The 26,115-nt window shown below is 72.6% G+C and carries 24 protein-coding genes and 2 pseudogenes; 17 read left to right on the top strand and 9 right to left on the bottom strand.

The genetic code is table 11. The features are described 5' to 3' along the window. The first annotated feature begins 8 nt into the window (after positions 1 to 8). Together VE614_RS07755 and VE614_RS07750 are read left to right on the top strand one after the other, a co-directional pair. Positions 9 to 1,082, top strand: a complete 1,074-nt coding sequence (locus VE614_RS07755; protein WP_324934000.1) for a nitronate monooxygenase — start codon at positions 9 to 11, stop codon at positions 1,080 to 1,082. After that, on the top strand, positions 1,079 to 1,828 hold the full coding sequence (locus VE614_RS07750) for a 16S rRNA (uracil(1498)-N(3))-methyltransferase (RefSeq protein ID WP_324933998.1): 750 nt from the start codon (positions 1,079 to 1,081) through the stop codon (positions 1,826 to 1,828). Before VE614_RS07755 ends, VE614_RS07750 begins: the two co-directional genes overlap by 4 nt. Before the next feature lie 10 nt (positions 1,829 to 1,838). Here the strand turns inward: VE614_RS07750 and VE614_RS07745 are convergent, their stop codons facing one another. Beyond that, positions 1,839 to 2,192, bottom strand: coding sequence for a hypothetical protein (locus VE614_RS07745; protein ID WP_324933996.1), 354 nt, complete (start codon positions 2,190 to 2,192; stop codon positions 1,839 to 1,841). Between the two features lie 150 nt (positions 2,193 to 2,342). On the opposite strand from VE614_RS07745, the gene VE614_RS07740 reads away from it, so the two are divergent. From VE614_RS07740 to VE614_RS07720, 5 genes are all read left to right on the top strand, one after another. After that, a complete protein-coding gene (locus VE614_RS07740) occupies positions 2,343 to 2,837 on the top strand; it encodes a hypothetical protein (RefSeq protein ID WP_324933994.1) in 495 nt (164 codons plus the stop codon). 45 nt (positions 2,838 to 2,882) lie between these two features. Next, positions 2,883 to 6,077: a S41 family peptidase gene (locus tag VE614_RS07735; protein WP_324933992.1), complete on the top strand. Its 3,195-nt coding sequence runs from the start codon at positions 2,883 to 2,885 to the stop codon at positions 6,075 to 6,077. A gap of 159 nt (positions 6,078 to 6,236) precedes the next feature. Next, positions 6,237 to 6,590 (top strand): histidine triad nucleotide-binding protein, encoded by a 354-nt coding sequence (locus VE614_RS07730; protein WP_324933990.1) that lies wholly within the window; start codon positions 6,237 to 6,239, stop codon positions 6,588 to 6,590. Between the two features lie 13 nt (positions 6,591 to 6,603). Continuing rightward, positions 6,604 to 7,509, top strand: a complete 906-nt coding sequence (locus tag VE614_RS07725; protein WP_324933988.1) for a ribonuclease Z — start codon at positions 6,604 to 6,606, stop codon at positions 7,507 to 7,509. A gap of 20 nt (positions 7,510 to 7,529) precedes the next feature. After that, entirely contained in the window at positions 7,530 to 8,522 is a 993-nt protein-coding gene (locus VE614_RS07720; protein WP_324933986.1) for an adenosine deaminase, read from the top strand. A gap of 10 nt (positions 8,523 to 8,532) precedes the next feature. Here VE614_RS07720 and VE614_RS07715 read toward each other — a convergent pair whose 3' ends face one another. Then, positions 8,533 to 9,828 (bottom strand): MFS transporter, encoded by a 1,296-nt coding sequence (locus VE614_RS07715; RefSeq protein WP_324933984.1) that lies wholly within the window; start codon positions 9,826 to 9,828, stop codon positions 8,533 to 8,535. A gap of 217 nt (positions 9,829 to 10,045) precedes the next feature. Then, a pseudogene (locus tag VE614_RS07710) lies at positions 10,046 to 10,462 on the bottom strand (IclR family transcriptional regulator domain-containing protein); the annotation flags it as partial. Between VE614_RS07710 and VE614_RS07705 the strand changes: the two are divergent. The 6 genes and pseudogenes from VE614_RS07705 to VE614_RS07680 all read left to right on the top strand — a co-directional run. Next, positions 10,424 to 10,573: pseudogene (locus VE614_RS07705) on the top strand (glucarate dehydratase); the annotation flags it as partial. The pseudogenes VE614_RS07710 and VE614_RS07705 overlap by 39 nt on opposite strands. A gap of 120 nt (positions 10,574 to 10,693) precedes the next feature. Beyond that, positions 10,694 to 11,827 carry a carbohydrate kinase family protein gene (locus VE614_RS07700; RefSeq protein WP_324933982.1) on the top strand — a complete coding sequence of 378 codons (1,134 nt, stop codon included), beginning with the start codon at positions 10,694 to 10,696 and terminating at the stop codon, positions 11,825 to 11,827. Positions 11,828 to 12,007: 180 nt separating this feature from the next. After that, positions 12,008 to 13,093, top strand: coding sequence for a PhoH family protein (locus VE614_RS07695; protein ID WP_324933980.1), 1,086 nt, complete (start codon positions 12,008 to 12,010; stop codon positions 13,091 to 13,093). A gap of 12 nt (positions 13,094 to 13,105) precedes the next feature. Continuing rightward, the gene (gene ybeY, locus VE614_RS07690) at positions 13,106 to 13,603 is read left to right on the top strand and encodes an rRNA maturation RNase YbeY (protein ID WP_055489941.1); all 498 of its coding nucleotides are present in this window, start codon (positions 13,106 to 13,108) and stop codon (positions 13,601 to 13,603) included. Further along, a complete protein-coding gene (locus VE614_RS07685) occupies positions 13,600 to 14,904 on the top strand; it encodes a hemolysin family protein (protein WP_324933977.1) in 1,305 nt (434 codons plus the stop codon). Before ybeY ends, VE614_RS07685 begins: the two co-directional genes overlap by 4 nt. Continuing rightward, positions 14,901 to 15,284, top strand: coding sequence for an MmcQ/YjbR family DNA-binding protein (locus tag VE614_RS07680; RefSeq protein WP_324933975.1), 384 nt, complete (start codon positions 14,901 to 14,903; stop codon positions 15,282 to 15,284). Before VE614_RS07685 ends, VE614_RS07680 begins: the two co-directional genes overlap by 4 nt. Positions 15,285 to 15,756: 472 nt before the next feature. On the opposite strand, the gene VE614_RS07675 is transcribed toward VE614_RS07680, so the two are convergent. Beyond that, complete coding sequence (locus VE614_RS07675; protein ID WP_324933973.1) at positions 15,757 to 17,268, bottom strand: MFS transporter; 1,512 nt, start codon at positions 17,266 to 17,268, stop codon at positions 15,757 to 15,759. 154 nt (positions 17,269 to 17,422) lie between these two features. Here VE614_RS07675 and VE614_RS07670 point away from each other — a divergent pair, with 154 nt between their 5' ends. After that, positions 17,423 to 18,244, top strand: coding sequence for a helix-turn-helix transcriptional regulator (locus VE614_RS07670; RefSeq protein WP_324933971.1), 822 nt, complete (start codon positions 17,423 to 17,425; stop codon positions 18,242 to 18,244). A gap of 28 nt (positions 18,245 to 18,272) precedes the next feature. Next, positions 18,273 to 18,626, top strand: coding sequence for a cytidine deaminase (locus VE614_RS07665; RefSeq protein ID WP_324933969.1), 354 nt, complete (start codon positions 18,273 to 18,275; stop codon positions 18,624 to 18,626). Positions 18,627 to 18,846: 220 nt separating this feature from the next. On the opposite strand, the gene VE614_RS07660 is transcribed toward VE614_RS07665, so the two are convergent. Both VE614_RS07660 and VE614_RS07655 read right to left on the bottom strand, forming a co-directional pair. Further along, positions 18,847 to 19,185, bottom strand: coding sequence for a P-II family nitrogen regulator (locus tag VE614_RS07660; protein ID WP_324933967.1), 339 nt, complete (start codon positions 19,183 to 19,185; stop codon positions 18,847 to 18,849). Next, positions 19,182 to 20,495: an ammonium transporter gene (locus tag VE614_RS07655; protein ID WP_324934098.1), complete on the bottom strand. Its 1,314-nt coding sequence runs from the start codon at positions 20,493 to 20,495 to the stop codon at positions 19,182 to 19,184. The genes VE614_RS07660 and VE614_RS07655 overlap by 4 nt, the downstream gene beginning before the upstream one ends. Positions 20,496 to 20,677: 182 nt before the next feature. Between VE614_RS07655 and era the strand changes: the two genes are divergently transcribed. Beyond that, positions 20,678 to 21,631 carry a GTPase Era gene (era, locus tag VE614_RS07650; RefSeq protein WP_324933965.1) on the top strand — a complete coding sequence of 318 codons (954 nt, stop codon included), beginning with the start codon at positions 20,678 to 20,680 and terminating at the stop codon, positions 21,629 to 21,631. 3 nt (positions 21,632 to 21,634) lie between these two features. Here era and VE614_RS07645 read toward each other — a convergent pair whose 3' ends face one another. Genes VE614_RS07645 through VE614_RS07635 form a run of 3 tightly spaced genes read right to left on the bottom strand, consistent with a single transcriptional unit; the run spans position 21,635 to position 24,310 of the window. Beyond that, positions 21,635 to 22,963, bottom strand: a complete 1,329-nt coding sequence (locus VE614_RS07645) for a GH1 family beta-glucosidase (RefSeq protein ID WP_324933963.1) — start codon at positions 22,961 to 22,963, stop codon at positions 21,635 to 21,637. Beyond that, complete coding sequence (locus VE614_RS07640; RefSeq protein WP_324933962.1) at positions 22,960 to 23,226, bottom strand: protealysin inhibitor emfourin; 267 nt, start codon at positions 23,224 to 23,226, stop codon at positions 22,960 to 22,962. The genes VE614_RS07645 and VE614_RS07640 overlap by 4 nt, the downstream gene beginning before the upstream one ends. A gap of 31 nt (positions 23,227 to 23,257) precedes the next feature. Next, positions 23,258 to 24,310: a M4 family metallopeptidase gene (locus tag VE614_RS07635; protein ID WP_324933960.1), complete on the bottom strand. Its 1,053-nt coding sequence runs from the start codon at positions 24,308 to 24,310 to the stop codon at positions 23,258 to 23,260. Positions 24,311 to 24,656: 346 nt separating this feature from the next. Here VE614_RS07635 and leuA point away from each other — a divergent pair. Then, on the top strand, positions 24,657 to 26,115 hold a 1,459-nt coding region (leuA, locus tag VE614_RS07630), incomplete at its 3' end, for a 2-isopropylmalate synthase (protein WP_324933958.1).

Here is a 26,115-nt window from a genome sequence, read left to right as displayed (position 1 = left end):
ATGCCGTCATGTCCTCCGCACTGACCGATCTCTTCCCCCACCCGATCGTGCAGGCCCCCATGGCGGGCGGCGTCTCCGTGCCCCAGCTCGCCGCCGCCGTTTCCGAGGCCGGGGGGCTCGGATTCCTGGCCGCCGGGTACAAGACGGCCGACGGCATGTACCAGGAGATCAAGCAACTGCGGGGGCTGACGAGCCGCCCCTTCGGCGTGAACCTGTTCATGCCGCAGCCGGACTACGCCGAGCCCGCCGCCGTCGACGTCTACGCCCATCAGCTGGCCGGCGAGGCCGCCTGGTACGAGACCGAGCTGGGCGACCCGGACAACGGCCGGGACGACGGGTACGACGCCAAGCTCGCGGTGCTGCTCGACAACCCGGTGCCGGTCGTCTCCTTCCACTTCGGCGTGCCGAGCCGGGATGCCCTCGACGCCCTGCGCCGTGCCGGAACCTTCACGCTGGTCACCGCCACCACCGCCGACGAGGCCCGCGCCGTCGAGCAGGCGGGGGCGGACGCGGTGATCGTGCAGGGCGTGGAGGCCGGCGGACACCAGGGCACCCACCGGGACATCCCCGAGAACGACGGCTCCGGCATCGGGCTGCTCTCCCTGATCGCCCAGGTCCGCGAGGCGGTACGGCTGCCCCTGGTCGCCGCCGGCGGCATCATGCGCGGCAGCCAGATCGCCGCCGTCCTCGCCGCGGGCGCGAGCGCCGCCCAGCTCGGCACCGCCTTCCTCGCCACCCCCGAGTCGGGCGCCCAGGCCGTGCACAAGCAGGCGCTGACCAACCCCCTGTTCAGCCGCACCGAACTCACCCGCGCCTTCTCCGGCCGCCCGGCGCGCGGCCTGGTCAACCGGTTCATGCGCGAGCACGGCCGGTACGCCCCCGCCGCCTACCCGGAGATCCACCACCTCACCTCGCCGCTGCGCAAGGCCGCCGCGAAGGCCGGTGACGCGCAGGGCATGGCGCTGTGGGCCGGGCAGGGCCACCGGATGGCCCGCGAGCTGCCCGCCGGGCAGCTGGTGGAGGTGCTGGTGGCCGAACTGGCGGCCGCGCGGACCGCGTCGTCGGGAGGCGGCCCGCGATGACGGCACCGGTGTTCGTGGTCGAGCACTTCGACGCCGGGCGCGGCGGGCGTTACGTCGTGGACGGCCCCGAGGGGCGGCACGCCGTCTCGGTGAAGCGGCTGCGCCCCGGCGAGGACGTCATCCTCACCGACGGGGCGGGCCGCTGGGCGCACTGCGTGGTGCTCGGCACCGAGGGCAAGGACCGGCTGATCGTCCAGCTGGACTCCTCCTCCGAGGAGCCCCCCGAGCAGCCCCGCATCACCGTCGTCCAGGCCCTGCCCAAGGGCGACCGCGGGGAACTGGCCGTCGAGACCATGACCGAGGTCGGCGTCGACGCGATCGTGCCGTGGCAGGCCGCCCGCTGCATCACCCAGTGGAAGGGCGACCGGGGTCTGAAGTCCCTCGCCAAGTGGCGGGCCACCGCCCGCGAGGCGGGCAAGCAGTCCCGCCGGGTCCGCTTCCCCGAGGTGGCGGACCTGGCGTCGACCAAGCAGGTCGCCGCGCTGCTCGCGAAGGCCGACTTCGCCGCCGTACTGCACTCGGACTTCGACTACGGCAGCGAGCCGCTGGCCACCGCCGAACTGCCCACCGAGGGCGAGATCGTGCTGGTCGTCGGCCCCGAAGGGGGCGTCGCCTCCGACGAGCTGGCGCTGTTCCGGGAGGCCGGCGCCAAGGCCTGCGTCCTCGGCCGCTCCGTGCTGCGCACCTCCACCGCCGGTACGGCCGCCGCCGCCCTGCTCCTCGGCCGCACCGGCCGCTGGGACTGACGCCCGACGGCTACCGCGGGCGGCCGGCGCCGATCGCCCGCAGCAGCTCCCAGCCGTCCAGCTCCCGGTCGCGGGGCGGCAGCCCGCGCCGGGCCGCCTCGTCGACGAGCGCGCGCACGCTGCCCGGCTCGTTCAGGTTGAGGTGGTTGCCGTGCTCGTCGATCACGTAGTCGCCGGGCTGGTAGCCGCCCTCGACCGGCCGGCCGGGCCCCTCCCGGAAGACGATCCGCGTGCACGTCCCGTCCCGGTGCAGGCTGACCACCTCCTCGCACGGCCGCCCGTCGCCGTGCCGGTGCCGGACGCTCCACAGGTAGGTGGTCGTCGCGTCCACCACGAGCCGTCGCGGGCTGCCCTTCTTGCGCATCACGCCAGGCTAGGGGCCAAGCCCCGCTCGGGCGCCGGAATTTCGGCGGGCACACGTGGCCGTATGCGCTCTACCGCGGCCCGCGAGACGGTGGCAGCATGCCCTTTCATGGGGGTGTTGAGGCGGATTTGGGATCGGCCGGGACGGCGGATGACCGGCGTCGCGGCGTTCGCGGTGGTGGCCGTGGGCGGGGTGGTGGCGTGTGAGCCGGGCGGGCTCAGCTCGGCGACGGTGGCGTACACCACCGACGAGACGGTGACCCGGGAGCTGGAGCGGCAGAAGGCGGACGTGCGGTGGCTGACCTGCACCGCGAGCTTCGGGGACGACGGCCGCTCGACACCGGCCGCGAGCGAGGACCCCGTCGCCGACGTGGACTGCGAGGGCGAGACCTCCGACGGCAAGGAGATCACCGTCGACGGCAAGGTGACGCGCGCGGTCAACGGCCGGTGCATCCGCGGTGACATCGTCGCGAAGGTCGACGGCAAGGAGTGGTTCCGCGTCCAGGGCCTCGGCGACTGCGACGCCCCGAGCACGCCGCCCGTGAACCAGCCGCCCGGCGGCCAGCCCGGCCCGGAGGTCACGGTGACCGTCACCAAGACCCTCTGGTGCCAGCGCGATCCCCAGTGCTGGCCCCAAGGGAAGTGATCGGAACCGCTGTTCAGGGAGGCCGCCCCTGCATAGGGTGATCGGGTGACACAGTCCACGCCGGGGTATCTCCGATTTCCGCATCCGCACGGCGAGTTGGTGGCCTTCACCGCCGAGGACGACGTGTGGCTCGCCCCGCTCGACGGCGGTCGGGCCTGGCGGGTCAGCGCCGACAACGTGCCGGTGACCCTGCCGCGCATCTCGCCCGACGGCACCACCGTCGCCTGGACCTCCACGCGTGACGGCGCACCCGAGGTGCACATCGCGCCGGTCGACGGCGGCCCGTCCCGACGGCTCACCCACTGGGGGAGTTGGCGCACCCAGGTGGGCGGCTGGACCGCCGACGGCCAGGTCCTCGCCCTCACCGCCCACGGCCAGGCGTCCTCGCGCCGCAGCTGGGCGCACGCGGTCCCGCTGGACGGCGGCCCGGCCACCCGGCTGCCGTACGGCCCCGTCGGCGGTGTCGCCCACGGCCCGCACACGGTGCTGCTGTCGGCGCCGATGGGCCGTGAGGCCGCCTGGTGGAAGCGGTACCGGGGCGGTACGGCGGGCAAGTTGTGGATCGACCGCGACGGTGGCGGTGAATTCGTACGGCTCCACGAGGAGCTGGACGGGAACATCGAGTACCCGTTCTGGGTCGGGGAGAGGATCGCGTTCCTCTCCGACCACGAGGGGACCGGAGCGCTCTACTCCTCCCTCGCCGACGGCTCCGACCTGCGCCGCCACACGCCCCTCGACGGCTTCTACGCCCGGCACGCGGCCGGCGACGCCACCCGCGTCGTCTACTCCTCCGCCGGTGAACTGTGGGTCCTGGACGACCTCGACGGCGCCGAGCCCCGCCGCCTCGACATCCGGCTCGGCGGCCAGCGCACCGACCGCCAGCCCTTTCAGGTCGACGCCGCCCGCTGGTTCGGCGCCGCCGCGCCCGACCACACCGCGCGCGCCAGCGCGGTCGCGGTGCGCGGCACCGTGCACTGGGTCACCCACCGCTCCGGCCCCGCTCGCGCCCTCGCCGCCACACCCGGCGTCCGGGCCCGGCTGCCGCGCACCTTCCGGGTGGAGGGTGAGGAGTGGGCGGTATGGGTGACGGACGCCGAGGGCGAGGACGCCCTGGAGTTCGCGCCCGCCACCGGCCTCGCGCCCGGCGCCACCCCGCGCCGGCTCGCCGCCGGCCGGCTCGGCCGGGTGCTGGACCTCGCGATGGCCCCCGACGGCAGCCGGGCGGCGGTCGCCACGCACGACGGGCGGGTGCTGCTCGTGGAGCGGGAGACCGGCGACGTCCGCGAGGTCGACCGCAGCGAGCACGGCGACGCCTCCGGCCTGGCGTTCTCGCCGGACTCGGCGTGGCTGGCCTGGTCGCACCCCGGCCCCAGCCCGCTCTGCCAGATCAGGCTGGCCCACACCACCGATCTGACGGTCACCGAGGCGACCCCGCTCCGCTTCCAGGACTACGCGCCCGCCTTCACCCACGACGGCAAGCACCTCGCGTTCCTCTCCACCCGCTCCTTCGACCCGGTCTACGACGAGCACGTCTTCGACCTCGCGTTCGTCACCGGCGACCGGCCGCATCTGATCACCCTGGCCGCGACCACGCCCTCCCCGTTCGGGCCGCAGCGGCACGGGCGGCCCTTCGAGGCGCCGGACAAGGACGAGACCCCGGACAGCGAGGGCACCCCGGCCACCCGGATCGACCTCGACGGGCTGGCCGACCGGATCGTCGCGTTCCCGGTGGAGGCCGGCCGGTACTCCAGCCTGCGCGCCGCCAAGGACGGCGTGCTGTGGCTGCGCCACCCCGTGCAGGGCGTCCTCGGCGTCTCCCGGGCCACCCCGGACGACCCCGCCCCGCACAGCGAGCTGGAGCGCTACGACCTCGCCCAGCAGCGCCTGGAACACCTCGCCGCCGACGCCGACCACTTCGAGGTCAGCGGCGACGGCAAGCGGGTGCTGCTGTGGACCGACGGACGGCTGAAGGTCGTACCCAGCGACCGGCGCGCGTCCGGTGACGACGACAGCGACACCAACGTCACCGTCGACCTGTCCCGGGTCCGCCAGACGATCGACCCGGCCGCCGAGTGGCGGCAGATGTTCGACGAGACCGGCCGGATCATGCGCGACCACTTCTGGCGGCCGGACATGAACGGCGTCGACTGGGAAGGCGTCCTCGACCGCTACCGGCCCGTCGTCGACCGGGTCGCCACCCACGACGACCTCGTCGACCTGCTGTGGGAGGTGCAGGGCGAACTGGGCACCTCGCACGCCTACGTCATCCCGCGCGGCGGCCACGGGCACGGCGTCCGGCAGGGGCTGCTCGGCGCGGACCTCTCCCGGCACCCGGACGGCACCTGGCGCATCGACCGGGTGCTGCCCTCCGAGACCTCCGACCCCGAGGCCCGCTCCCCGCTGGCCGCGCCCGGAGTGGCGGTGCGCGCCGGGGACGCGATCGTCGCCGTCGGCGGGCAGCCGGTGGACCCGGTGACCGGGCCGGGTCCGCTGCTCGTCGGCACGGCCGGCAAGCCCGTGGAGCTGACCGTGTCGCCGGCCGGCGGGGGCGAGGTGCGGCACACCGTGGTCGTGCCGGTCGCCGACGAGGAGCCGCTGCGGTACCACGCGTGGGTCGCCGGCCGGCGGGCGTACGTGCGCGAGCGGTCCGGCGGGCGGCTCGGCTATCTGCACGTGCCGGACATGCAGGCGCCCGGCTGGGCGCAGATCCACCGGGACCTGCGGGTGGAGGTCGCTCGTGAGGGGCTGATCGTGGACGTCCGGGAGAACCGGGGCGGGCACACCTCCCAGCTCGTCGTCGAGAAACTGGCCCGGCGGATCGTCGGCTGGGCCGTGCCGCGCGGAATGCGGCCGTACAGCTATCCCGAGGACGCGCCGCGCGGACCCGTCGTGGCCGTCGCCAACGAGTTCTCCGGGTCCGACGGGGACATCGTCAACGCGGCGATCAAGGCGCTCGGGCTCGGGCCGGTGGTCGGCACGCGCACCTGGGGCGGCGTCATCGGCATCGACAGCCGTTATCGGCTGGTCGACGGCACGCTCGTCACCCAGCCCAAGTACGCGTTCTGGCTGGAGGGTTACGGCTGGGGCGTGGAGAACCACGGCGTGGATCCGGACGTGGAGGTCGTCCAGCGTCCCCAGGACCACGCGGCCGGCCGCGACGCGCAGTTGGACGAGGCGATCCGCCTGGCCCTGGAGGCCCTGGAGTCGACCCCGGCGAAGGTGCCGCCCGCGGTTCCGTGACCGGAGCGGGGGCTGGGCGGGCCCGCGGCCGGAGCGGACTCGGGTGCCCGTACCCGCCTGAGGGGCGCGGGGAACTGCGCGATCAACCAGGGACCACCGGCACCCGGCGGCGATACGATGCCCCCGCAGACGATCAACCACCCAACCCCCGGAGGGACAATGTCAGGGGAACCGCAGGACGACTGCCTGTTCTGCAAGATCGTCGCGGGCCAGATCCCGGCGACGATCGTCCGCGAGTCCGACACGACCGTCGCCTTCCGGGACATCAACCCCAAGGCGCCCACCCACGTCCTGGTCATCCCCAAGGCGCACTACGCGAACGCCGCCGAACTCGCCGCCGGTGCCCCGGACGTCGCCGCCGACGTGCTGCGGGAGACCCAGGCGGTCGCCGACGACGAGAAGCTGGACAGCTACCGCATCGTCTTCAACACCGGCAGCGGCGCCGGCCAGACCGTCTGGCACGCCCACGCGCACGTGCTCGGCGGCCGTGGCCTCGAGTGGCCTCCCGGGTAGGCGGCACAGCATCGTGTCCGTCCGTGAATTGGTGGTCCTGGGCACCGCCAGCCAGGTCCCGACCCGGCACCGCAACCACAACGGCTATCTGCTGCGCTGGGACGGCGAGGGCATCCTCTTCGACCCGGGCGAGGGCACCCAGCGTCAGATGCTGCGCGCCGGTGTCGCCGCCCACGACCTCCACCGGATCTGCGTCACGCACTTCCACGGGGACCACTCGCTGGGCCTGCCGGGCGTGATCCAGCGGATCAACCTGGACCAGGTGCCGCACCCGGTCACCGCGCACTACCCGCGCTCCGGGCAGCGCTTCTTCGACCGGCTGCGGTACGCCACCGCCTACCGGGAGACGGTCCGGCTGACCGAGGCGCCGGTCGACGCGGACGGCACGCTCGCCCGCACCCCCTCCTACGCTCTGGAGGCCCGCAGACTGTCCCACCCCGTCGAGTCGTACGGCTACCGGCTGGTCGAGCCGGACGGGCGCCGGATGCTGCCCGAGCTGCTGGCCGGACACGGCATCACCGGCCCGGACGTCGGCCGCATCCAGCGGGAGGGCGCGCTCGGCGGGGTCACCCTGGCGGACGTCAGCGTGGTGCGCCGCGGGCAGCGGTTCGCGTTCGTCATGGACACCCGGCTGTGCGACGGGGTGTACGCGCTGGCGGACGGCTGCGACATGCTCGTGATCGAGTCGACCTTCCTCGACGAGGACGAGCATCTCGCCGTCGAGCACGGCCATCTGACCGCCGGCCAGGCCGCGCGGGTCGCCAGGGCAAGTGACGTGCGCCATCTCGTCCTGACCCACTTCAGCCAGCGCTACACCGACCCCGAGGAGTTCGAGCGCCAGGCGCGGGCCGCCGGGTTCGAGGGCGAGCTGACGGTGGCGTACGACCTGCTGCGCGTACCGCTCCCGAAACGCAGGTGACCGGGGCGTACGATTCCCTGATGCCCCTCCCCAAAGCAGAACTGCACCTGCACATCGAAGGCACGCTGGAGCCGGAGCTGGCGTTCGAGCTGGCCGCCCGCAACGGGGTGACGCTGCCGTACGCGACCACGGACGCGTTGCGCGAGGCGTACCGCTTCGAGGACCTCCAGTCCTTCCTGGACCTGTACTACGAGCTGATGGCCGTCCTGTGCACCGAGCGTGACTTCGAGGACCTGGCCGACGCCTACCTCGCCCGCGCCGCCGCGCAGGGCGTCCGGCACGCGGAGATCTTCTTCGACCCGCAGGCCCATCTCGCCCGGGGCGTGGCGATGGGCACGGTCGTCGAGGGCCTGTGGCGGGCGCTCGCCCGCAGCGAGGCCGACCACGGGGTCTCCACCAGGCTCATCATGTGCTTCCTGCGCGACGAGTCGGCCGAGTCGGCCCTCGCCACCCTGGAGCTGGCCAAGCCGTACCTGGACCGGATCACCGGCATCGGACTGGACTCCGCCGAGGTCGGGCATCCGCCGGTGAAGTTCCGCGAGGTCTACGAGGCCGCCGCCGCGCTCGGGCTGCGCCGCGTCGCGCACGCGGGCGAGGAGGGGCCGCCGGAGTACATCACCGAGTCCCTGGACCTGCTCGGCGTCGAGCGCGTCGACCACGGCCTGCGCTGCATGGAGGACCCCGCGCTGGTCGAGCGGCTGGTGCGGGAGCGGATCCCGCTCACCCTGTGCCCGCTGTCCAACGTCCGGCTGCGCGCGGTGGACACCCTGGCCGACCATCCGCTGCCCGCGATGCTCGACGCCGGGCTGCTGTGCACGGTCAACTCGGACGACCCGGCCTACTTCGGCGGCTACGCGGGCGACAACTTCGACGCCGTGCGCCGCGCACTCGGCCTGACCGACGAACGGCTGCGGGAACTGGCCCGCAACTCCTTCCTCGCCTCCTTCCTGGAGGACGACGAGGAGCGGCGGGCGCGCTACCTCGCCGAGGTGGCGGCCTACGACTTCGCGTAGACCGCGGGTCTCAGCCGGGCCCCGGCGCGGCCGTCGCCTGCCGGGGTCCCGCCGTGTCGTAGGCGGCCCGCTCGGCGGGGACGGCGGGGGTGTCCACGGGGATCTCCACGACCGGGATCTCCACGACCGGGGCCTCGGCCCGGATCTCCACGACCCGGATGCCCGCCGCCGCGGTCCGCCGCCGGCCCGCGCGCACGGCCACCGCCGTCATCGGGACGGCGACCACGAGCAGCCCGGCGGCCAGCACCAGCCCCATGCCCGGGAAGCCCGCACGCTCCGACAGCAGGCTGCCGGTCAGCGGGCCCGCCGCCGTGCCCAGCGAGGACGCCGAGCCGACCAGCACCGCCCAGCGCCCGCGCGGGTCGAGGGAGGCGGCCAGGCCGATGACGTACGACAGCACCACCGGGTACAAGGCGTTCCAGGCGATCTCGCCCGCCGCGAAGACGGGCAGGGTGGTCGCGGAGGCGCTGAGCGCGATGCACCCGGCGATCAGCACGGTCCCGGCGCCGATCGGCACCGCCGGCCCGAGCCGCGCCCCGAGCGCCCCGGCGCCGAGCACTCCCAGCAGCCCCGCGCCGAGGGCGACGGCGAAGACGACGCCGACGGCCGCCTCGGTCAGGTGCGCCTGGGTCAGCCCGATCCGGCCGCTGACGCCCCACAGGGCGTTCTGGGCGAGCGACCAGAACGGCATGGCGGCGGCGAGGAGCAGCCCGGCGCGCAGGTGGGGGAGCCGGGCCCGGTCCTCCCGGACGACGGGAGCGGCCGGAGACCGTACGGGCAGCCTGCCGGTCAGCGGCCATACGGCCAGGGCGGTCAGCGCGATCGCGGCGAGCGGCAGCCCGTGCCCGGGGCCGAGGTGCGGGACCGTCAGATACAGCGCGCCCGCCAGCGCGGAGACGCCGAGCAGGCCGGCCGTGGAGGCGCGGTGCGGGTCCCGCTGGGCGGCGATGCCGGACGCGGCGACCGCGGTGACCGTGCCCGAGCCGAACCCGCCGAGCACCGCACCCGCGACGACAGCGGGGACGGTGGTGGTGAGCGCGGCGCCGCCGTAACCGAGGGCGGTGACGGCGAGCCCGGCGCGGGCCAGCGGCCGGGCCCCGAACCGCTCCACCCGGGCGGCCAGCAGGAAGCCCGCCGACGCCGAACCGAGGAGCAGCGCGCTGCCGGCGGCGCCCGCCTGAGTGGCGGTCAGCGGCAGGCCCGCGTCCAGGCGGCCGACGGTCGTCGGCAGCAGGTACGGCGCGAGGTACCCGGCCGCGAACAGGGCGACGAGGGGCCAGGGCAGGGTGGTGCGGGGGGAGGACACGGGCGTTCCCGGGGCATGCGGAAGAAGCTCAGAAAGGGGGGAGGGGCGCAGGCCGTCGACGGACAGGAACGAGCGCGCGGGCAATTTGTATCAAGCACGCGTGACCCGAAGAAGCGCGGGGGGTGTGATCCGAGTCACTGTCTGGTTTGGGGTTGGGGAAAGCGGGTAGACACGCCCGGTTCCGCAGGTGAACGGGCGACCGCGCGGACGTCCCCCAGCGCCAGTGCGCCGCACCCCCGGCCGCCGGTGCCGTCGCCTCGATCTTCATCCCGGTCTCGCGCATCACGGCCACGATCCGCTCCTCGTGCTCCGGCGCCGGCCCGGCCACCGGCACCGAGCCTGATCGTGTCCTGGGCGGGGGAGTCGTACCGCAGCGCGAACCCGAACCCGGCGATCCCGGGCACGCCTTCCTCCCGGTCGATCGAGTGTCCGCGCCCGCACCTCGGCGAGGTCGGCGGCCAGGGACTCCCGGGTGGTGCGGGTGCGGGCGTCAGGGCCCGGTACGGCTCCTGCGGGAGCGGGTCGTCGGGGCGTTCGGCCGGCAGCGCCTTGCCGGGGCGCCCATGTGCGCGGGGAGCCGGCGTCCGGCCCGGCCGGCCTCGGCGTGGAGCTGGACCGCGACCGGCCGGCCTTCCTGCACGCGCGCTGGGCGCGCGACGACGGCGCGCTGCGGGACCGGGACGACGCGGCGGCGATAGGGGGCGCGGAGCCGGGGCGGGAGGCACCGCGCACGCCCCGCTGGTAGGGGGGAGGGGGAGAGCGCGGGGCACTTGACTTGGTCGAGTAGTCCCAGGGTGAGCGCGAGTGCGCTGTCCGTGCCGTGGTGCACACTGGCCTGAACCGCACCACGTTCAGGGAGTGCACCGTGAACGCGTCCGCCGCCTCCGCCGTGTCGACCCTGGCCCACGGGAAGGGCCGCGCGGCCCAGGTCGACCCCCTCGCCGCGCTCCGCGCCGCCGGCGACCCGCCCTGGGACGTCTATCTCACCGGCACGGTCTTCCTCGACATCATCTTCACCGGCCTCGACTCCGCGCCGGTGCGCGGCACCGAGTCCTGGGCGCGCGGCATGGGGTCCAGCCCGGGCGGCGTGGCGAACATGGCGACGGCCCTGGCGCGGCTCGGCCTGCACACGTCCCTCGCCGCCGCCTTCGGCGACGACCACTACGGCGACTACTGCTGGGACGCGCTGGAGCAGGGCGAGGGCATCGACCTCACCGCCTCCCGCCGGGTCCCCGGATGGCACTCCCCGGTCACCGTCTCCATGGCGTACGAGGGCGAACGCACGATGGTGTCCCACGGCCACGAGCCGCCCCCGGAGGAACCGGCCCCCGACTGCCCGCCGCGCGCGCGTGCCGCCGTGGCGTCGCTGGTGCCCGGCACCTCCGCGCCCTGGGTCGCTCAGGCCGCCGCGCACGGCACCCGGATCTTCGCCGACGTCGGCTGGGACGACACCGGCGCCTGGGATCTGGCCGGGCTGCCCGACCTCGCGCACTGCGAGGCCTTCCTGCCCAACGCCGAGGAGGCGATGCGCTACACCGGCGCGACCTGCCCGCGCGCCGCCGCGCACGCGCTGACCGCGTTCGTGCCGCTGGCCGTCGTCACCCTCGGCGCGGAGGGCGCGTACGCCGTGGACCGGCGCACCGGCGAGACCGCCGAGGTCCCCGCCATCGAGGTCGAGGCGCTGGATCCGACCGGCGCCGGAGACGTCTTCGTGGCCGGATTCGTCGCCGGCACCCTCGCCGGCTGGCGGCTCGCCGACCGCCTCGCCTTCGCCGGGCTGACCGCCGCCCTCTCCGTCCAGGAGTTCGGCGGTTCCCTCTCCGCGCCCGGCTGGTCCGAGATCGCCACGTGGTGGCGCGAGGTCCGCTCCCTCGACGGTCAGGACCCCGCCGCACTGGAGCGGTACGCGTTCCTCGCCGACCTGGTCCCGGAGCAGTGCGCCCGCCCGTGGCCGCTGCGCCGGGCGGTGCCGACCATCGGGTTCCGCAGACCGGCGTGAGAGTGCGGTCACCTTCCGGTGCCGGGCGGCATGAATCCAGCCCGCCCGGCGATTTGCCCAGGAGACCGTTCGAAAAGCCCTACGGCTGGGTCAGCGCGGCGTCGTACCCTTGGAATCGCGAGGCCGCCCTCAGCTACGCGGCCGTGATGAGGAGGAACCGCAGGCCTTCAGCGCCGGCCCATGACTCAGACACCCACAGCTCACACCCCCGCGCAGGGGCAGGCGAGAGCACAGTTCACCGTCCCCGCCCAGCACCCCATGGTGACCGTGCTGGGATCCGGCGACGCCCTGCTGCGCGTGATCGAGAAGGCCTTCCCGGCGGCCGACATCCACGTCCGGGGCAATGAGATCAGCGCGGTCGGCGACTCCCGAGATGTCGCCCTGATTTCCCGCGTGTTCGACGAGATGATGCTGGTGCTCCGCACCGGGCAGCCGATGACGGAGGACGCAGTGGAACGCTCGATCGCCATGCTCAAGGCGAGCGAGAACGGGGAGAGCGACGGCCTGGAGACCCCGGCCCAGGTGCTGACGCAGAACATCCTGTCCTCGCGTGGCCGTACGATCCGCCCCAAGACGCTCAACCAGAAGCGGTACGTCGACGCGATCGACAAGCACACGATCGTCTTCGGCATCGGCCCGGCCGGTACCGGCAAGACGTATCTGGCGATGGCGAAGGCGGTGCAGGCCCTGCAGTCCAAGCAGGTCAACCGCATCATCCTGACCCGCCCCGCGGTGGAGGCCGGCGAGCGCCTGGGCTTCCTGCCGGGCACGCTCTACGAGAAGATCGACCCCTATCTGCGCCCGCTCTACGACGCGCTGCACGACATGCTCGACCCCGACTCCATCCCCCGTCTGATGGCGGCCGGGACGATCGAGGTCGCGCCGCTGGCGTACATGCGCGGCCGTACCCTCAACGACGCCTTCATCATCCTGGACGAGGCCCAGAACACGAGCCCCGAGCAGATGAAGATGTTCCTCACCCGCCTCGGCTTCGACTCGAAGATCGTGATCACGGGTGATGTGACCCAGGTCGACCTGCCCGACGGCACCAAGTCCGGTCTCCGTCAGGTCCAGGACATCCTGGAGGGCGTCGAGGACGTCCACTTCTCCCGGCTGTCCTCGCACGACGTCGTCCGGCACAAGCTGGTGGGCCGTATCGTCGACGCGTACGAGCAGTACGACAGCAAGCACGGCACGGAGAACGGCGGGCACAAGAGCCGTGGCAAGTCCGCCGCCTCCGCCGCCAAGGGCTCCAAGGGGAAGTAGACCAGCACGACCATGTCGATCGACGTCAACAACGAATCCGGAACCGAGGTCGACGAGCAGGCGATCCTCGACATCGCCCGCTACGCGCTCGCGAGGATGCGCATCCACCCGCTCTCCGAACTCTCGGTGATCGTCGTGGACGCCGATGCCATGGAGCAGCTGCACATCCAGTGGATGGACCTGCCGGGGCCCACGGACGTCATGTCCTTCCCGATGGACGAACTGCGTCCGCCGTCGAAGGACGACGACGAGCCCCCGCAGGGCCTCCTCGGCGACATCGTGCTGTGCCCCGAGGTCGCCGCCCGGCAGGGCGCCGAGGCGCCCACCCAGCACTCCATGGACGAGGAGCTCCAGCTGCTCACCGTCCACGGAGTGCTGCACCTGCTCGGCTATGACCACGAGGAACCCGACGAGAAGGCCGAGATGTTCGGCCTTCAGGCCGCCATCGTGGACGGCTGGCGTGCGGAGAAGGGCCTGACCGGCCCGTCCCCGGCCCCGACCGTGTCATGAGCCTCCCGCTCGTCTCCGGCGCGATCGCCCTGGTGATCGTGGCCTGGCTCGCCGCCTGCGCCGAGGCGGGCCTGGCCCGCGTCTCCAGCTTCCGCGCCGAGGAAGCCGTACGCTCCGGGCGGCGCGGCAGCGACAAGCTCGCCCAGGTCGCCGCCGACCCCACCCGCTACCTCAACGTGGCGCTGCTGGTCCGGGTCGCCTGCGAGATGGCCGCCGCCGCGCTGATCACCTACGGGTGCCTGCGCGAGTTCGACAGCGTCACCCAGGCCCTGGTCATCGCCATCGCGGTGACGGTCCTGCTGTCGTACGTCGCCGTCGGGGTCTCGCCCCGCACCATCGGCCGCCAGCACCCCGTGCACACGGCGACCGCGGCGGCGTACGTCCTGCTGCCGCTGGCCCGGGTGATGGGCCCGATCCCGTGGCTGCTGATCCTCATCGGCAACGCGCTCACCCCCGGCAAGGGCTTCCGGCACGGCCCGTTCGCCTCCGAGGCGGAGCTGCGGGCGCTGGTCGACTACGCGGAGCGGGAGTCGCTGATCGAGGACGAGGAGCGCCGCATGGTGCACTCGGTCTTCGAGCTGGGCGACACCCTGGTGCGCGAGGTGATGGTGCCGCGCACCGACCTCGTCGTCATCGAGCGCTTCAAGACCATCCGCCAGGCCCTCACCCTCGCCCTGCGCTCCGGCTTCTCCCGGATCCCGGTGACCGGCGAGAGCGAGGACGACATCGTCGGGATCGTCTACCTCAAGGACCTGGCCCGCAAGACGCACATCAACCGGGACGCGGAGAGCGAGCTGGTGTCCACGGCGATGCGGCCGGCGTTCTTCGTCCCCGACACCAAGAACGCGGGCGACCTCCTGCGGGAGATGCAGAAGGAACGCAACCACGTCGCCGTCGTCATCGACGAGTACGGCGGCACGGCCGGCGTCGTCACCATCGAGGACATCCTGGAGGAGATCGTCGGCGAGATCACCGACGAGTACGACCGGGAACTGCCGCCCGTGGAGGAGCTGGGCGAGGACCGCCACCGGGTCACCGCCCGCCTCGACATCACGGACCTCGGCGAGCTGTACGGCCTCGACGAGTACGACGACGAGGACGTGGAGACCGTCGGCGGCCTGCTGGCCAAGGCGCTCGGCCGGGTCCCGATCGCCGGGGCGTCCGCCGTGGTGCCGCTGCCCGACGGCCGCGAGCTGCGGCTGACCGCGGAGGCCGCCGCCGGCCGCCGGAACAAGATCGTCACGGTGCTGGTCGAGCCGGTGCCCCCGGCCGAGGCGGCCGAGGAGGAGAAGCCGGAGTGACCCCTCAGGAGCTGCGCGCCCTGTGCCTGTCGTTCAACGCGGCCGTCGAGGACTTCCCGTTCAACCCGGAGACCTCGGTCTTCAAGGTGCACGGCAAGCTCTTCGCGCTCACCGCCCTGGACGCGCGGCCCCTGAAGGTCAACCTCAAGTGCGACCCGGACGACGCCCTCCGGCTGCGCACCGCGTACCCGGGCCTGATCGTCCCCGGCCGGCACATGAACAAGCGTCACTGGAACACGGTCACCGCCGACGCCGAACTCCCGGACCGCCTGGTCCGGGAGCTGGTCGAGGACTCGTACGACCTGGTCGTGGCGGGCTTGCCGCGCACCGCCCGGCTGCGTCTGGCCACGCTGAACTGGACGTCCTCCTCCTGGAAGTGATCGCTGAGCGCCGGATTCTCCAGGGAGTCGACCGCCCAGCCCGGGGAGTTCTTCATGTCGCCCGCGCCCAGCCCGTCGAGAAGACTCCGGGCGTGGTCGCTGGTGATCGAGCAGGACTGCCCCTCGACCTCGGTGTCGCCGAGGGTGTTGTTGCCGACCACTTCGCCCGAGACCGGATCGTCCACGAAGGATTGTGGACAGCCGATGGCGGTCACCGTGTCGGCGGCCTTCAGCACGGATTCCCCGTCGACGACACGGGCGTTGGTGAGGATGTGTCCTTCGACGGCGTTGTAGACGAACCCGGTGCCTGTGCCACCGGCCTCCCCCAGGATGTGCACCATGGCCGGAGCCGCCTTCTCGAAGAGCTCCTGTGGGGACGGATCGTCAGCCGGCAGGCTGTGGGCGGACGTCGTGCCCAGGGCCGGCGGGAGAACCGAGGCGCACGCCACAGCGGATTTCGCTCGCACACTCATCAGACGCCGTCCTTCGCAGGCGTTGCCTGTTCCACTGCGGGTCCGCCGTCCGGCCCTGTCCTGCGCGAGCCCGCGCGCAGCCCCAGCCCCGTCAGCACCGCCGCCACCAGCACGATCCCCGCGTCCAGCGCGATCACCGTGCGGACCCCGGAGAGCAGGTCGTCCCCGGTCGTGGCGAGCACGCCCAGCAGCGGGATGCCGACGGTGAGGCCGACCTGCTGGGTGGAGGTGACCAGGCCGGTGGCCAGGCCCTGCTCCCGGTCGGGGACCCCGGAGGTCACGGTGAGGCCGTAGGAGATGATCGCGCCCAGGTGGCACATGCTCGCCAGGGAGACGGCGGCCGTGGCGAGCCACACGGACCAGCCGCCGTCGCCCAGGCCGAGCAGCGCGGCGACCAGCACGCCCTGCCCGGCGAGGGAGACGACCAGGGTGCGGCGGGCCCCGAGGCGGGCGATCACCTTCGGGGTGTACGAGCCCGCCACCACCGACAGCACGCCCTGCACACCGAAGACCAGCCCGGTCTCGAAGGCGGACAGCCGCAGGACCTCCTGGAGGTACAGGGTCAGCACGAAGACGACCGTCGACATCATCGAGAAGGTGACCAGGCCGCCCAGGTTCCCCCAGGCGACGGTGCGGCGGCGCAGCATGGGCAGGGAGACCAGCGGTGCGTCGGCGCGGGACTCGACGATCACGAACGCGGTGAGCAGGACCAGCCCCGCGACCAGGCTCGTCAGGACGTCCGCGCCGCCGAAGCCGTGCTCGGCGGCCGTCGTCAGGGCGTAGATCAGGGCGAGCAGACCGCCGGTGACGGTGACCGCGCCGGGCACGTCCAGGCGGGGCCGCTCCGGGGTGCGGGACTCCGGCAGCAGGGCGGGCGCCAGCGGCAGTACGACGAGGGCGCACAGGGCGAGCAGGCCCATCGTGGAGCGCCAGCCGAGCAGATCGGTCAGCACGCCGCCCGCCACCATGCCGATGGTGAAGCCCAGCGACATCAGGGTGCCGGAGATGCCGAGGGCGCGGTCGCGGGCCGGGCCCTCCGCGAAGGTGGTCGTCAGCAGGGACATGCCGGCCGGCACGATCATCGCCGCGCCCAGTCCCTGCATCGCCCTCCCGGCCAGGAAGGACGCGGGGTTCCAGGCGACGGTGGCGAGCACCGAGGCCGCGGCGAACAGGGCGAGGCCGGTGAGGAACAGCTTTCTGCGGCCGTACAGGTCGCCGATCCGGCCGAACAACAGCAGGAATCCGCCGGACGGCAGCGCGAACGCGGTCACCGCCCACTGCAGCGCGGACGGGCTCATGCCCAGATCGGCGCCGAGCACCGGCAGGGCCACGTTCAGCACGGAGAAGTCGAGCGCGACCATGAACTGGGCCGCGCAGAGCACGAAAAGGATGAGTCTGTCACGTGCCGACAGCCGTGCGCTGCCGGCTGCTTGGCCGGCTGCTTGGCCGGCGGACGGACCGGTGGACGGACCGGTGGACGGACTGGTGGACGGTGTGGTGTCGATCGCCATGTGCATGAGCCTGCGGTGATCGGAATACCGCTGGGGAGTCGGTGCTTATGGTGGTGGTGGCACCACCAGCAACGGCCAGGGGGACGAGGGGGATTCGTACGTGTCGGTGGACGCGTTGAACAGGCATCGGCGGCGTGAGCTGCGGGAGTTCCTGATGAGCCGTCGGGCCCGGGTGACCCCGGCCGAGGCCGGCCTGCCGGACGGCGGCGCCCGGCGCCGTACGCCCGGACTGCGGCGCGAGGAGGTCGCCGTGCTCGCCGGCGTGGGCGCCTCCTGGTACCAGTGGCTGGAGCAGGGCCGGGACATCTCCGTCTCGCCCCAGGTCCTCGACGCGGTGGCCCGGGTGCTGCGGCTGAGCAACGCCGAACGCCGGCACCTCTACGTCCTCGCCGGACTCAACCCGCCCCCGCCCGAAGTCGCCCCGGAGAAGCGGGACCGGTGCGACGGGCTGCGGCGGCTGATCGACACCTGGATGCCGTATCCGGCGCACATCATGGACATGTACTACAACTGCGTCATGTACAACGAGGCCGCCGCGACGGTGCTCGGCATGGGTCCCGGCCAGACGCAGAACTGCGTCGTCGACTTCTTCACCGACCCCATGTACCGCTCCCGCTCCCGCAGTTGGGAGCGCAACGCGCGCACGGTCGTCGCCCAGTTCCGGGCCGCCTGCTCGGCCTGCCCCGACGACGAGGGGTTCCAGGAGGTGCTGGCGCGAGTGAAGGAGGCCAGCCCCGAGTTCACCCGGCTGTGGGAGGAGCGGGACATCGAGGACGCCGGGCAGATCCGCAAGGAGCTGGACCACCCGGTGGTCGGTCTGCTGGTCGTGGAGTCCACGGCGATGAAGGTCCCGGCCCGGCCCGATCTGACCATCGTGCTGCACACCCCGCTGGACGAGGCGAACACCGCGGCCAAGCTGGAGTGGCTGGCCTCGCCGGAGGGCCGGCGCGGGGCGATGTACCCCGTGGCGGGCTGATCGTCGTACGGATACGTATCCTCAAGCCATGACCGACATCAGCGCGCTCGACCCCGAGGACCGCAAGATCGTCACGCTGGCCCGTTCCGCGCGGGCCCGCAACGGTGTGCCCGAGGGGGCAGCCGTACGCGACGAGACGGGGCGCACGTATGCCGCCGGGACCGTGGACCTGGACTCGCTGAAGCTGAGTGCCCTGCGGACGGCGGTGGCGATGGCGGTGGCGTCCGGGGCCAAGTCGCTGGAGGCCGCGGCCGTCGTGACGGAAGCGGAGTCGGTGTCCGACGCGGACCGGGCGGCCGTCCGGGACCTGGGCGGCCCGGAGACTCCGGTACTGGTGGCCGGGCCGGACGGGGAGGTCCGCGCCACGGTGACGGCGGGCTGACACCCCCCGGGGCACCCGCACACGGCGGCAGGGAGCCCGAGGCCATGGGAAGGACACGCACCGCGGGGGCGGCCGCGCTGACGGCCGGGACCCTCGCGGTCACCGGACCGGCCCTCGCGCCGGCCGCCGCGGCCGTGACACCCGGACCGGCGACCATCACCGGCGACTGCCGCAGGCGCCGGGCCCCTTCGTCTTCGGCTGACGCGCGAGCGCCGGACGGCTACAGAGCGTCCGGCCCGCGCTCGCCCGTACGCACCCGGACGACGGTCTCCACCGGCAGCGCCCACACCTTGCCGTCACCGATCTTCCCGGTCTGCGCGGCCTTCACGATCGCGTCGATGACGGCGTCGCGGTCGGCGTCCTCCACGACCACCTCGATACGGACCTTCGGCACCAGGTCGACCTGGTACTCGGCGCCCCGGTAGACCTCGGTGTGGCCGCGCTGACGGCCGTAGCCGCTGGCCTCGCTCACGGTCATCCCGTGCACACCCAGCTCCTGGAGAGCGGTCTTGACCTCGTCGAGGCGGTACGGCTTGACGATCGCGGTGATGAGCTTCATGCCTGCGGCTTGACCTTCTGCGCAAGGGAGACGGGGGAGGAGGTGACCGGGCCGCCGTGGCCGCCCGGGACCCCGTGATCGTAGGCGGTCTCGGCGTGCACCGTAAGGTCCAGGCCGGTGTGCTCCTGCTCCTCGCTCGCCCGGAAGCCCAGCGCCTTGTCGATGAGCTTCCCGATGCCGTACGTCACCAGGAAGGCGTACGCCCCCACGGCGGCCACGGCCACCAGCTGCCTGCCCAGCTGCCCGAGTCCGCCGCCGTACAGCAGACCCTCGGCGCCACCGGTCATCGACTCCACCGCGAAGACACCGATCAGCAGGGTGCCGATGACCCCGCCGACCAGGTGCACGCCGACGACGTCCAGGGAGTCGTCGTAGTTCAGCCTGAACTTCCAGCTCACCGCGTAGGAGCAGACGACACCGGCGGCCAGGCCCACGGCCAGCGCCCCGAGCAGGGACACCGACCCGCAGGACGGCGTGATCGCCACCAGACCCGCCACCACGCCGGAGGCCGCGCCCAGGGTCGTCGCGTGACCGTCCCGCTTCTGCTCCACGAAGAGCCAGCCCAGCAGGCCGGTGCAGCCGGCGGCGAGGGTGTTGAGGAACGCGGCGGCGGCGAGGCCGTTCGCGCCGAGCGCCGACCCCGCGTTGAAGCCGAACCAGCCGAACCACAGCAGACCGGCGCCGAGCATGACCATGGGCAGGTTGTGCGGGCGCATGGATTCCTTCTTGAAGCCCAGCCGCGGGCCGAGCACCAGGCACAGGGCCAGACCGGACGCGCCGGAGGTGATCTCGACGGGCAGCCCGCCCGCGAAGTCCAGCGCTCCGAGCCGGTCGAGGATCCAGCCGCCGGGGCCCCACGTCCAGTGGGCGACCGGAACGTATACGAGCAGCGTCCAGACGGGCACGAACACCAGCCACGCCCCGAACTTCGCCCGGTCGGCGATCGCGCCGCTGATCAGGGCCGCGGTGATGACCGCGAAGGTGAGCTGGAAGGTGGCGAAGAGCAGGGTGGGGACGGTGCCCCGCACGCTGTCCGGGCCCAGGTCCGCCATGCCGAGGTGGTCGAGACCGCCGATCAGCCCGCCCGCGGTGTCCTCGCCGAACGCGAGGGAGTAGCCGGCCGCCAGCCAGACCACGGTGACCAGGGCGATCGAGACGAAGCTCATCATCAGCATGTTGAGGACGCTCTTCGTGCGGACCATGCCGCCGTAGAAGAGGGCCAGGCCCGGCGTCATCAGCAGGACGAGGGCGGTGGCGGCGAGCAGCCAGGCGGTGTCGCCGGTGTCGACGCGGTCTGCGGCAAGGGGCACGGTCGTCACGTGGTCTCCAACGGATGCGGGTTGCGTCAGAGGTTCACGGGTGCGCGTTTCCGGTGGCGCACGGCGGTGTTTCCGTGACGTTTCGTTGCGTGAGGGTTTCCGGAAGCTCACGCGGAGGGGCCTGCGCGGCCGGCTGTGCGGCGGTGGCTCGTCGATCAGGGACAATGGGCGCCATGAGCGTTCGCAGCCAGTCATCCGAACAGCCGGCCGAGGAACTCCACCGGGCCGGTTTCGCGTGCTTCGTGGGTCGCCCCAACGCGGGCAAGTCCACCCTCACGAACGCTCTGGTCGGGCAGAAGGTGGCGATCACCGCCGACCAGCCGCAGACGACCCGGCACACCGTACGAGGAATCGTGCACCGTCCGGACGCCCAGCTGATCCTGGTGGACACCCCCGGTCTCCACAAGCCGCGCACGCTGCTGGGCGAACGGCTGAACGACGTCGTACGGACCACCTGGGCCGAGGTCGACGTCATCGGTTTCTGTCTGCCGGCGAACGAGAAGATCGGCCCCGGTGACCGCTTCATCGCGAAGGAGCTGGCGGGGATCAAGAAGTCCCCGAAGGTCGCCATCGTCACGAAGACGGACCTCGTCGACTCCAAGTCCCTCGCCGAGCAGTTGATCGCGATCGACCAGCTGGGCAAGGAGCTGGGCATCGAGTGGGCGCAGATCGTCCCGGTGTCGGCGACCGCGAACAAGCAGGTGGACCTGCTGGCGGACCTGCTGATCCCGATGCTGCCCGAGGGTCCCCCCCTCTACCCCGAGGGCGACCTCACCGACGAGCCCGAGCAGGTCATGATCGCGGAGCTGATCCGCGAGGCGGCCCTGGAAGGCGTCCGCGACGAGCTGCCGCACTCCATCGCGGTGGTCGTCGAGGAGATGCTGCCCCGCGAGGACCGACCCGCCGACAAGCCCCTGCTGGACATCCATGCCAACGTCTACATCGAGCGCCCCAGCCAGAAGGGCATCATCATCGGCCCCAAGGGCAAGCGCCTGAAGGAGGTCGGCATCAAGTCCCGCAAGCAGATCGAGGCCCTGCTCGGCACGCCGGTCTTCCTGGATCTGCACGTGAAGGTCGCGAAGGACTGGCAGCGGGACCCGAAGCAGCTGCGCAAGCTGGGCTTCTGAGTCTCACCGCTGCGCCCTCAGCACCTCACGGAACCAGCGGTACGACGCCTTGGGGGTGCGGGTCAGGGTCTCGTAGTCCACGTGGACCAGCCCGAAGCGGCGGGCGTACCCCTCCGCCCACTCGAAGTTGTCGAGCAAAGACCACACGAAGTAGCCGCGTACGTCCACGCCCGCCGTGATCGCCCGGTGCAGGGCCCGGATGTGGCCGTCGAGGTAGGCGATGCGGTCCCGGTCGTCGAGCCCGTCGTACGAGCAGCCGTTCTCGGTGATGATCACCGGCGGGAGCCGGGCGCCGTAGCGGTCCCGGAAGCCGGTCAGCACCTCGGTCAGCCCCTCCGGGACCACCGGCCAGCCGAAGTCGGTCAGCGGGTGCCCCTCGATCTCCCGGACCGAGAAGGGGAGTCCGGCGGGCATCCGCACCCCGCCGATGTCGGATCCGGTGTCCTGCGGGGCGCCCACCCTGGTCGGCGCGTAGTAGTTGACGCCGTACCAGTCGACCGGCTCGGCGATCACCTTCAGGTCGGCGTCGACGTCTCCCGGCATCAGCTCGCCGAGCCCGGCGGGATAGGCGCCGAGCAGGAGGGGGTCGGCGAACAGGCGGTTCAGCAGGACGTCGTAGAAGTCCGCCGCGGCCACGTCCGCGCCGTCCTCGGACGCGGCCCACACCGGTCCGTGCGAGTTGGCGATCCCGATGCCCGCGGCGCCGGCCGCGCGCAGGGCGCGGACCGCGAGCCCGTGGGCGAGCAGCTGGTGGTGGGCGACCGGCAGCGCGTCGAACAGCAGCCGCCGCCCCGGGGCGTGGATGCCGAGGGCGTGACCGAGCAGGGTGTGCTCGGCGGGCTCGTTGAGGGTGATCCATGTCGTGACGCGGTCGCCGAGGCGGGCGGCGACGGCCGAGACGTACTCGGCGAAGCGGGTGGCCGTGTCCCGTTCCAGCCAGTCCATGCCGAGCGGCAGGTCCCAGTGGAACAGCGTCGGGACCGGGCGGACGCCCGCCGCGCACAGGTCGTCCACGAGACGGTCGTAGAAGTCCAGGCCCTGCCGGGTCCGCACGCGCGGCCAGGAGACCGAGAAGCGGTACGCGTCCACGCCGAGGCCGGCGAGGAGGGCGACGTCCTCGCGGTGGCGGTGGAAGTGGTCGCAGGCCACCGCCGCCGTCGAGCCGTCCCGCACCCGCCCCGGCTCGGCGGTGAACGCGTCCCACACGGACGGCTCGCGCTCCGCGACGGCCCCCTCGATCTGGTGGGCCGAGGTCGACACGCCCCACAGGAACCCCGGGGGGAACCGGGGTATCGGGGGCGTCGGGGCTGTCGGGGTCGTCGCCCTGGTCACGCGCCCTCCTTGAGGACGCGCGTGACCAGCGCCCGCAGGTCGTCCGGCAGCCGGGGGTCGCTCGCGTAGACCGTCCGGCCGTCCACCGTGATCTCGTAGCCGAAGCCGTCCGGCACACCCGCCGGGCGGGTGCCCTGCCCGGCGGCCAGCGCCCGCTCGGCCAGGGCCCGCCACTCGGCGGCGTCGGGGCGGCCCGAGGTGTCGATCTCGGCGTGCCGCTCGATGCCCGCGAAGCCGCCCGTGCGTCTCACCTGAATTCGCATGGGTCCCTGTCTAGTACGGAACCGCCGGAAGTCACAGGGTGCGCACCCCGACCTGACCCCAGGCCTTGCGGACCGCCTCGTGCTCGTCGCCGCCGTCGCCGTACCGCTCCCGCGCGGCCTTGACGGTGAGCGTGGCGAAGTCGGTGAACCGGGCCCGCTCGGACAGCTCGCCGCCGGTCAGGACGTCGTACCAGATCTGGCCCGCCTTCTCCCAGGCGTAACCGCCGAGGGCGGTGGCCGCCAGGTGGAACGCGCGGTTGGGGATCCCCGAGTTGATGTGCACACCGCCGTTGTCGCGGCCGGTGCGGACGTAGTCCTCCATCGTCGCGGGCTGCGGGTCCTTGCCGAGGACGTCGTCGTCGTACGCGGTGCCGGGAGCCTTCATCGAGCGCAGCGCCACCCCGGTGACGCCCGGTGCGAGCAGTCCCGCGCCGATCAGCCAGTCGGCCTCGCCGGCGGTCTGGCCGAGCGTGTACTGCTTGATCAGCGAGCCGAAGACGTCGGACATCGACTCGTTGAGGGCGCCCGGCTGGCCGTAATAGGTGAGGTTCGCCGTGTACTGGGTGACGCCGTGGGCGAGTTCATGGCCGATGACGTCGATCGGGAGGGTGAAGTCGAGGAAGACCTCGCCGTCGCCGTCGCCGAACACCATCTGCTCGCCGTTCCAGAAGGCGTTGCCGTAGTTCTCGTCGTAGTGGACCGTGGCGTCCAGGGGCAGGCCGTCGCCGTCGATCGAGTGGCGGCCGTAGATCTTGAGGAACAGCTCGAAGGTGGCGCCGAGGCCGGCGTAGGCGCGGTTGACCGTGGCGTCCCGGCCCGGCTCGTCGCCCTCGCCGCGGACCTTGGTGCCGGGCAGCTCCGTCCGGTGGCCGGCGTCGTAGATCGTGCGCAGTGGCTGGTCGGAGGGGGCCTTGGCCCGCGGCGCGGCGGCGAGACGGAACTCGGTGGTGACCCGGCGGCGGCCACGCAGCTCGCTGTCGCGCATCAGGGTGCGGCGGGCGTGGTCGGCGACGGCGGGGTTGTCGGCCTGGGCCAGCTTGTCGAGGAGGTGGGGCGGGACGACGGTGCAGAAGACGGCGGTCATGACCGCACGATCGCACTGTGTGAGCATCTTGTCACGAGATGCAATCATGATCGGTGAAATCTGGGGATGCGGGGCGCGCGGAGCGGTTTGTCCATGCTAGGCAGCTGTCCGTTTTGTGGGGTTTGTCGCAGGGTTCCCCGGGACCCTGCGGGAGGGGCGGTCCCGCATACTGAAACGGACCGGCGTGTCCCGGAAGCGCTCGGTAGCATGCTGCGCATCATGCGTTTCGGGCTGCTTCTTCTTAGCTGCCGCGGCGAGGGCCTGTAGTCCAGGTCGACTCCCTCCCCGCGGAGCTTCGCGTTGCCGTCGGCCGTCCTCGCCGGACACCCCTAGGAGCCCCCGCATCATGGCCAATCGCCAGCAGCCCAGTTCCATGCCGATCCACAAGTACGGCCGCTACGAGCAGGTCGACATTCCGGACCGCACCTGGCCGAACCAGCGGATCACCCAGGCCCCCCGCTGGCTCTCCACCGATCTGCGCGACGGCAACCAGGCGCTGATCGACCCCATGTCCCCGGCACGCAAGCGGGCCATGTTCGATCTGCTGGTCAAGATGGGCTACAAGGAGATCGAGGTCGGCTTCCCGGCCTCCGGGCAGACCGACTTCGACTTCGTGCGCTCGATCATCGAGGAGCCCGGCGCCATCCCGGAGGACGTGACGATCTCCGTCCTCACCCAGGCCCGCGAGGATCTGATCGAGCGGACGGTGGAGTCCCTCAAGGGCGCCCGTCGCGCGACCGTGCACCTGTACAACGCCACCGCGCCCGTCTTCCGGCGGGTCGTCTTCCGGGGCTCGAGGGACGACATCAAGCAGATCGCCGTGGACGGCACGCGGCTGGTCATGGAGTACGCCGAGAAGCTGCTGGGCCCGGAGACCGAGTTCGGCTTCCAGTACAGCCCGGAGATCTTCACCGACACCGAGCTGGACTTCGCGCTGGAGGTCTGCGAGGGCGTCATGGACGTCTGGCAGCCCGGCCCGGACCGCGAGATCATCCTGAACCTGCCGGCCACCGTGGAGCGCTCCACCCCGTCCACGCACGCGGACCGCTTCGAGTGGATGCACCGCAACCTGTCCCGCCGCGAGTTCGTCTGCCTGTCCGTGCACCCGCACAACGACCGGGGCACGGCCGTGGCCGCCGCCGAGCTGGCGCTGATGGCCGGCGCCGACCGCGTCGAGGGCTGCCTGTTCGGGCAGGGCGAGCGCACCGGCAACGTCGACCTGGCCACCCTGGGCATGAACCTGTTCTCGCAGGGCGTCGACCCGCAGATCGACTTCTCCGACATCGACGAGATCCGTCGTACGTGGGAGTACTGCAACCAGATGGAGGTCCACCCGCGCCACCCGTACGTGGGCGACCTGGTCTACACGTCCTTCTCCGGCTCCCACCAGGACGCCATCAAGAAGGGCTTCGACGCGATGGAGGCCGACGCGGCGGCCAGGGGGGTCACCGTCGACGACATCGAGTGGGCCGTGCCGTACCTGCCGATCGACCCGAAGGACGTCGGCCGCTCCTACGAGGCGGTCATCCGGGTCAACTCGCAGTCGGGCAAGGGCGGTATCGCGTACGTCCTGAAGAACGACCACAAGCTGGACCTGCCGCGCCGGATGCAGATCGAGTTCTCCAGGATCATCCAGGCGAAGACCGACGCCGAGGGCGGCGAGGTCACCCCCGCCGACATCTGGGCCGTCTTCCAGGACGAGTACCTGCCCAACCCGGACAACCCCTGGGGCCGCATCCAGGTCGCCGGCGGCCAGAGCACCACCGACCACGACGGCGTGGACACCCTCACCGTCCAGGCCACGG

Source organism: Streptomyces sp., from assembly GCF_035645055.1.
GTDB lineage: Bacteria > Actinomycetota > Actinomycetes > Streptomycetales > Streptomycetaceae > Streptomyces.
This window is presented reverse-complemented; position numbering and strand designations above follow the sequence as displayed.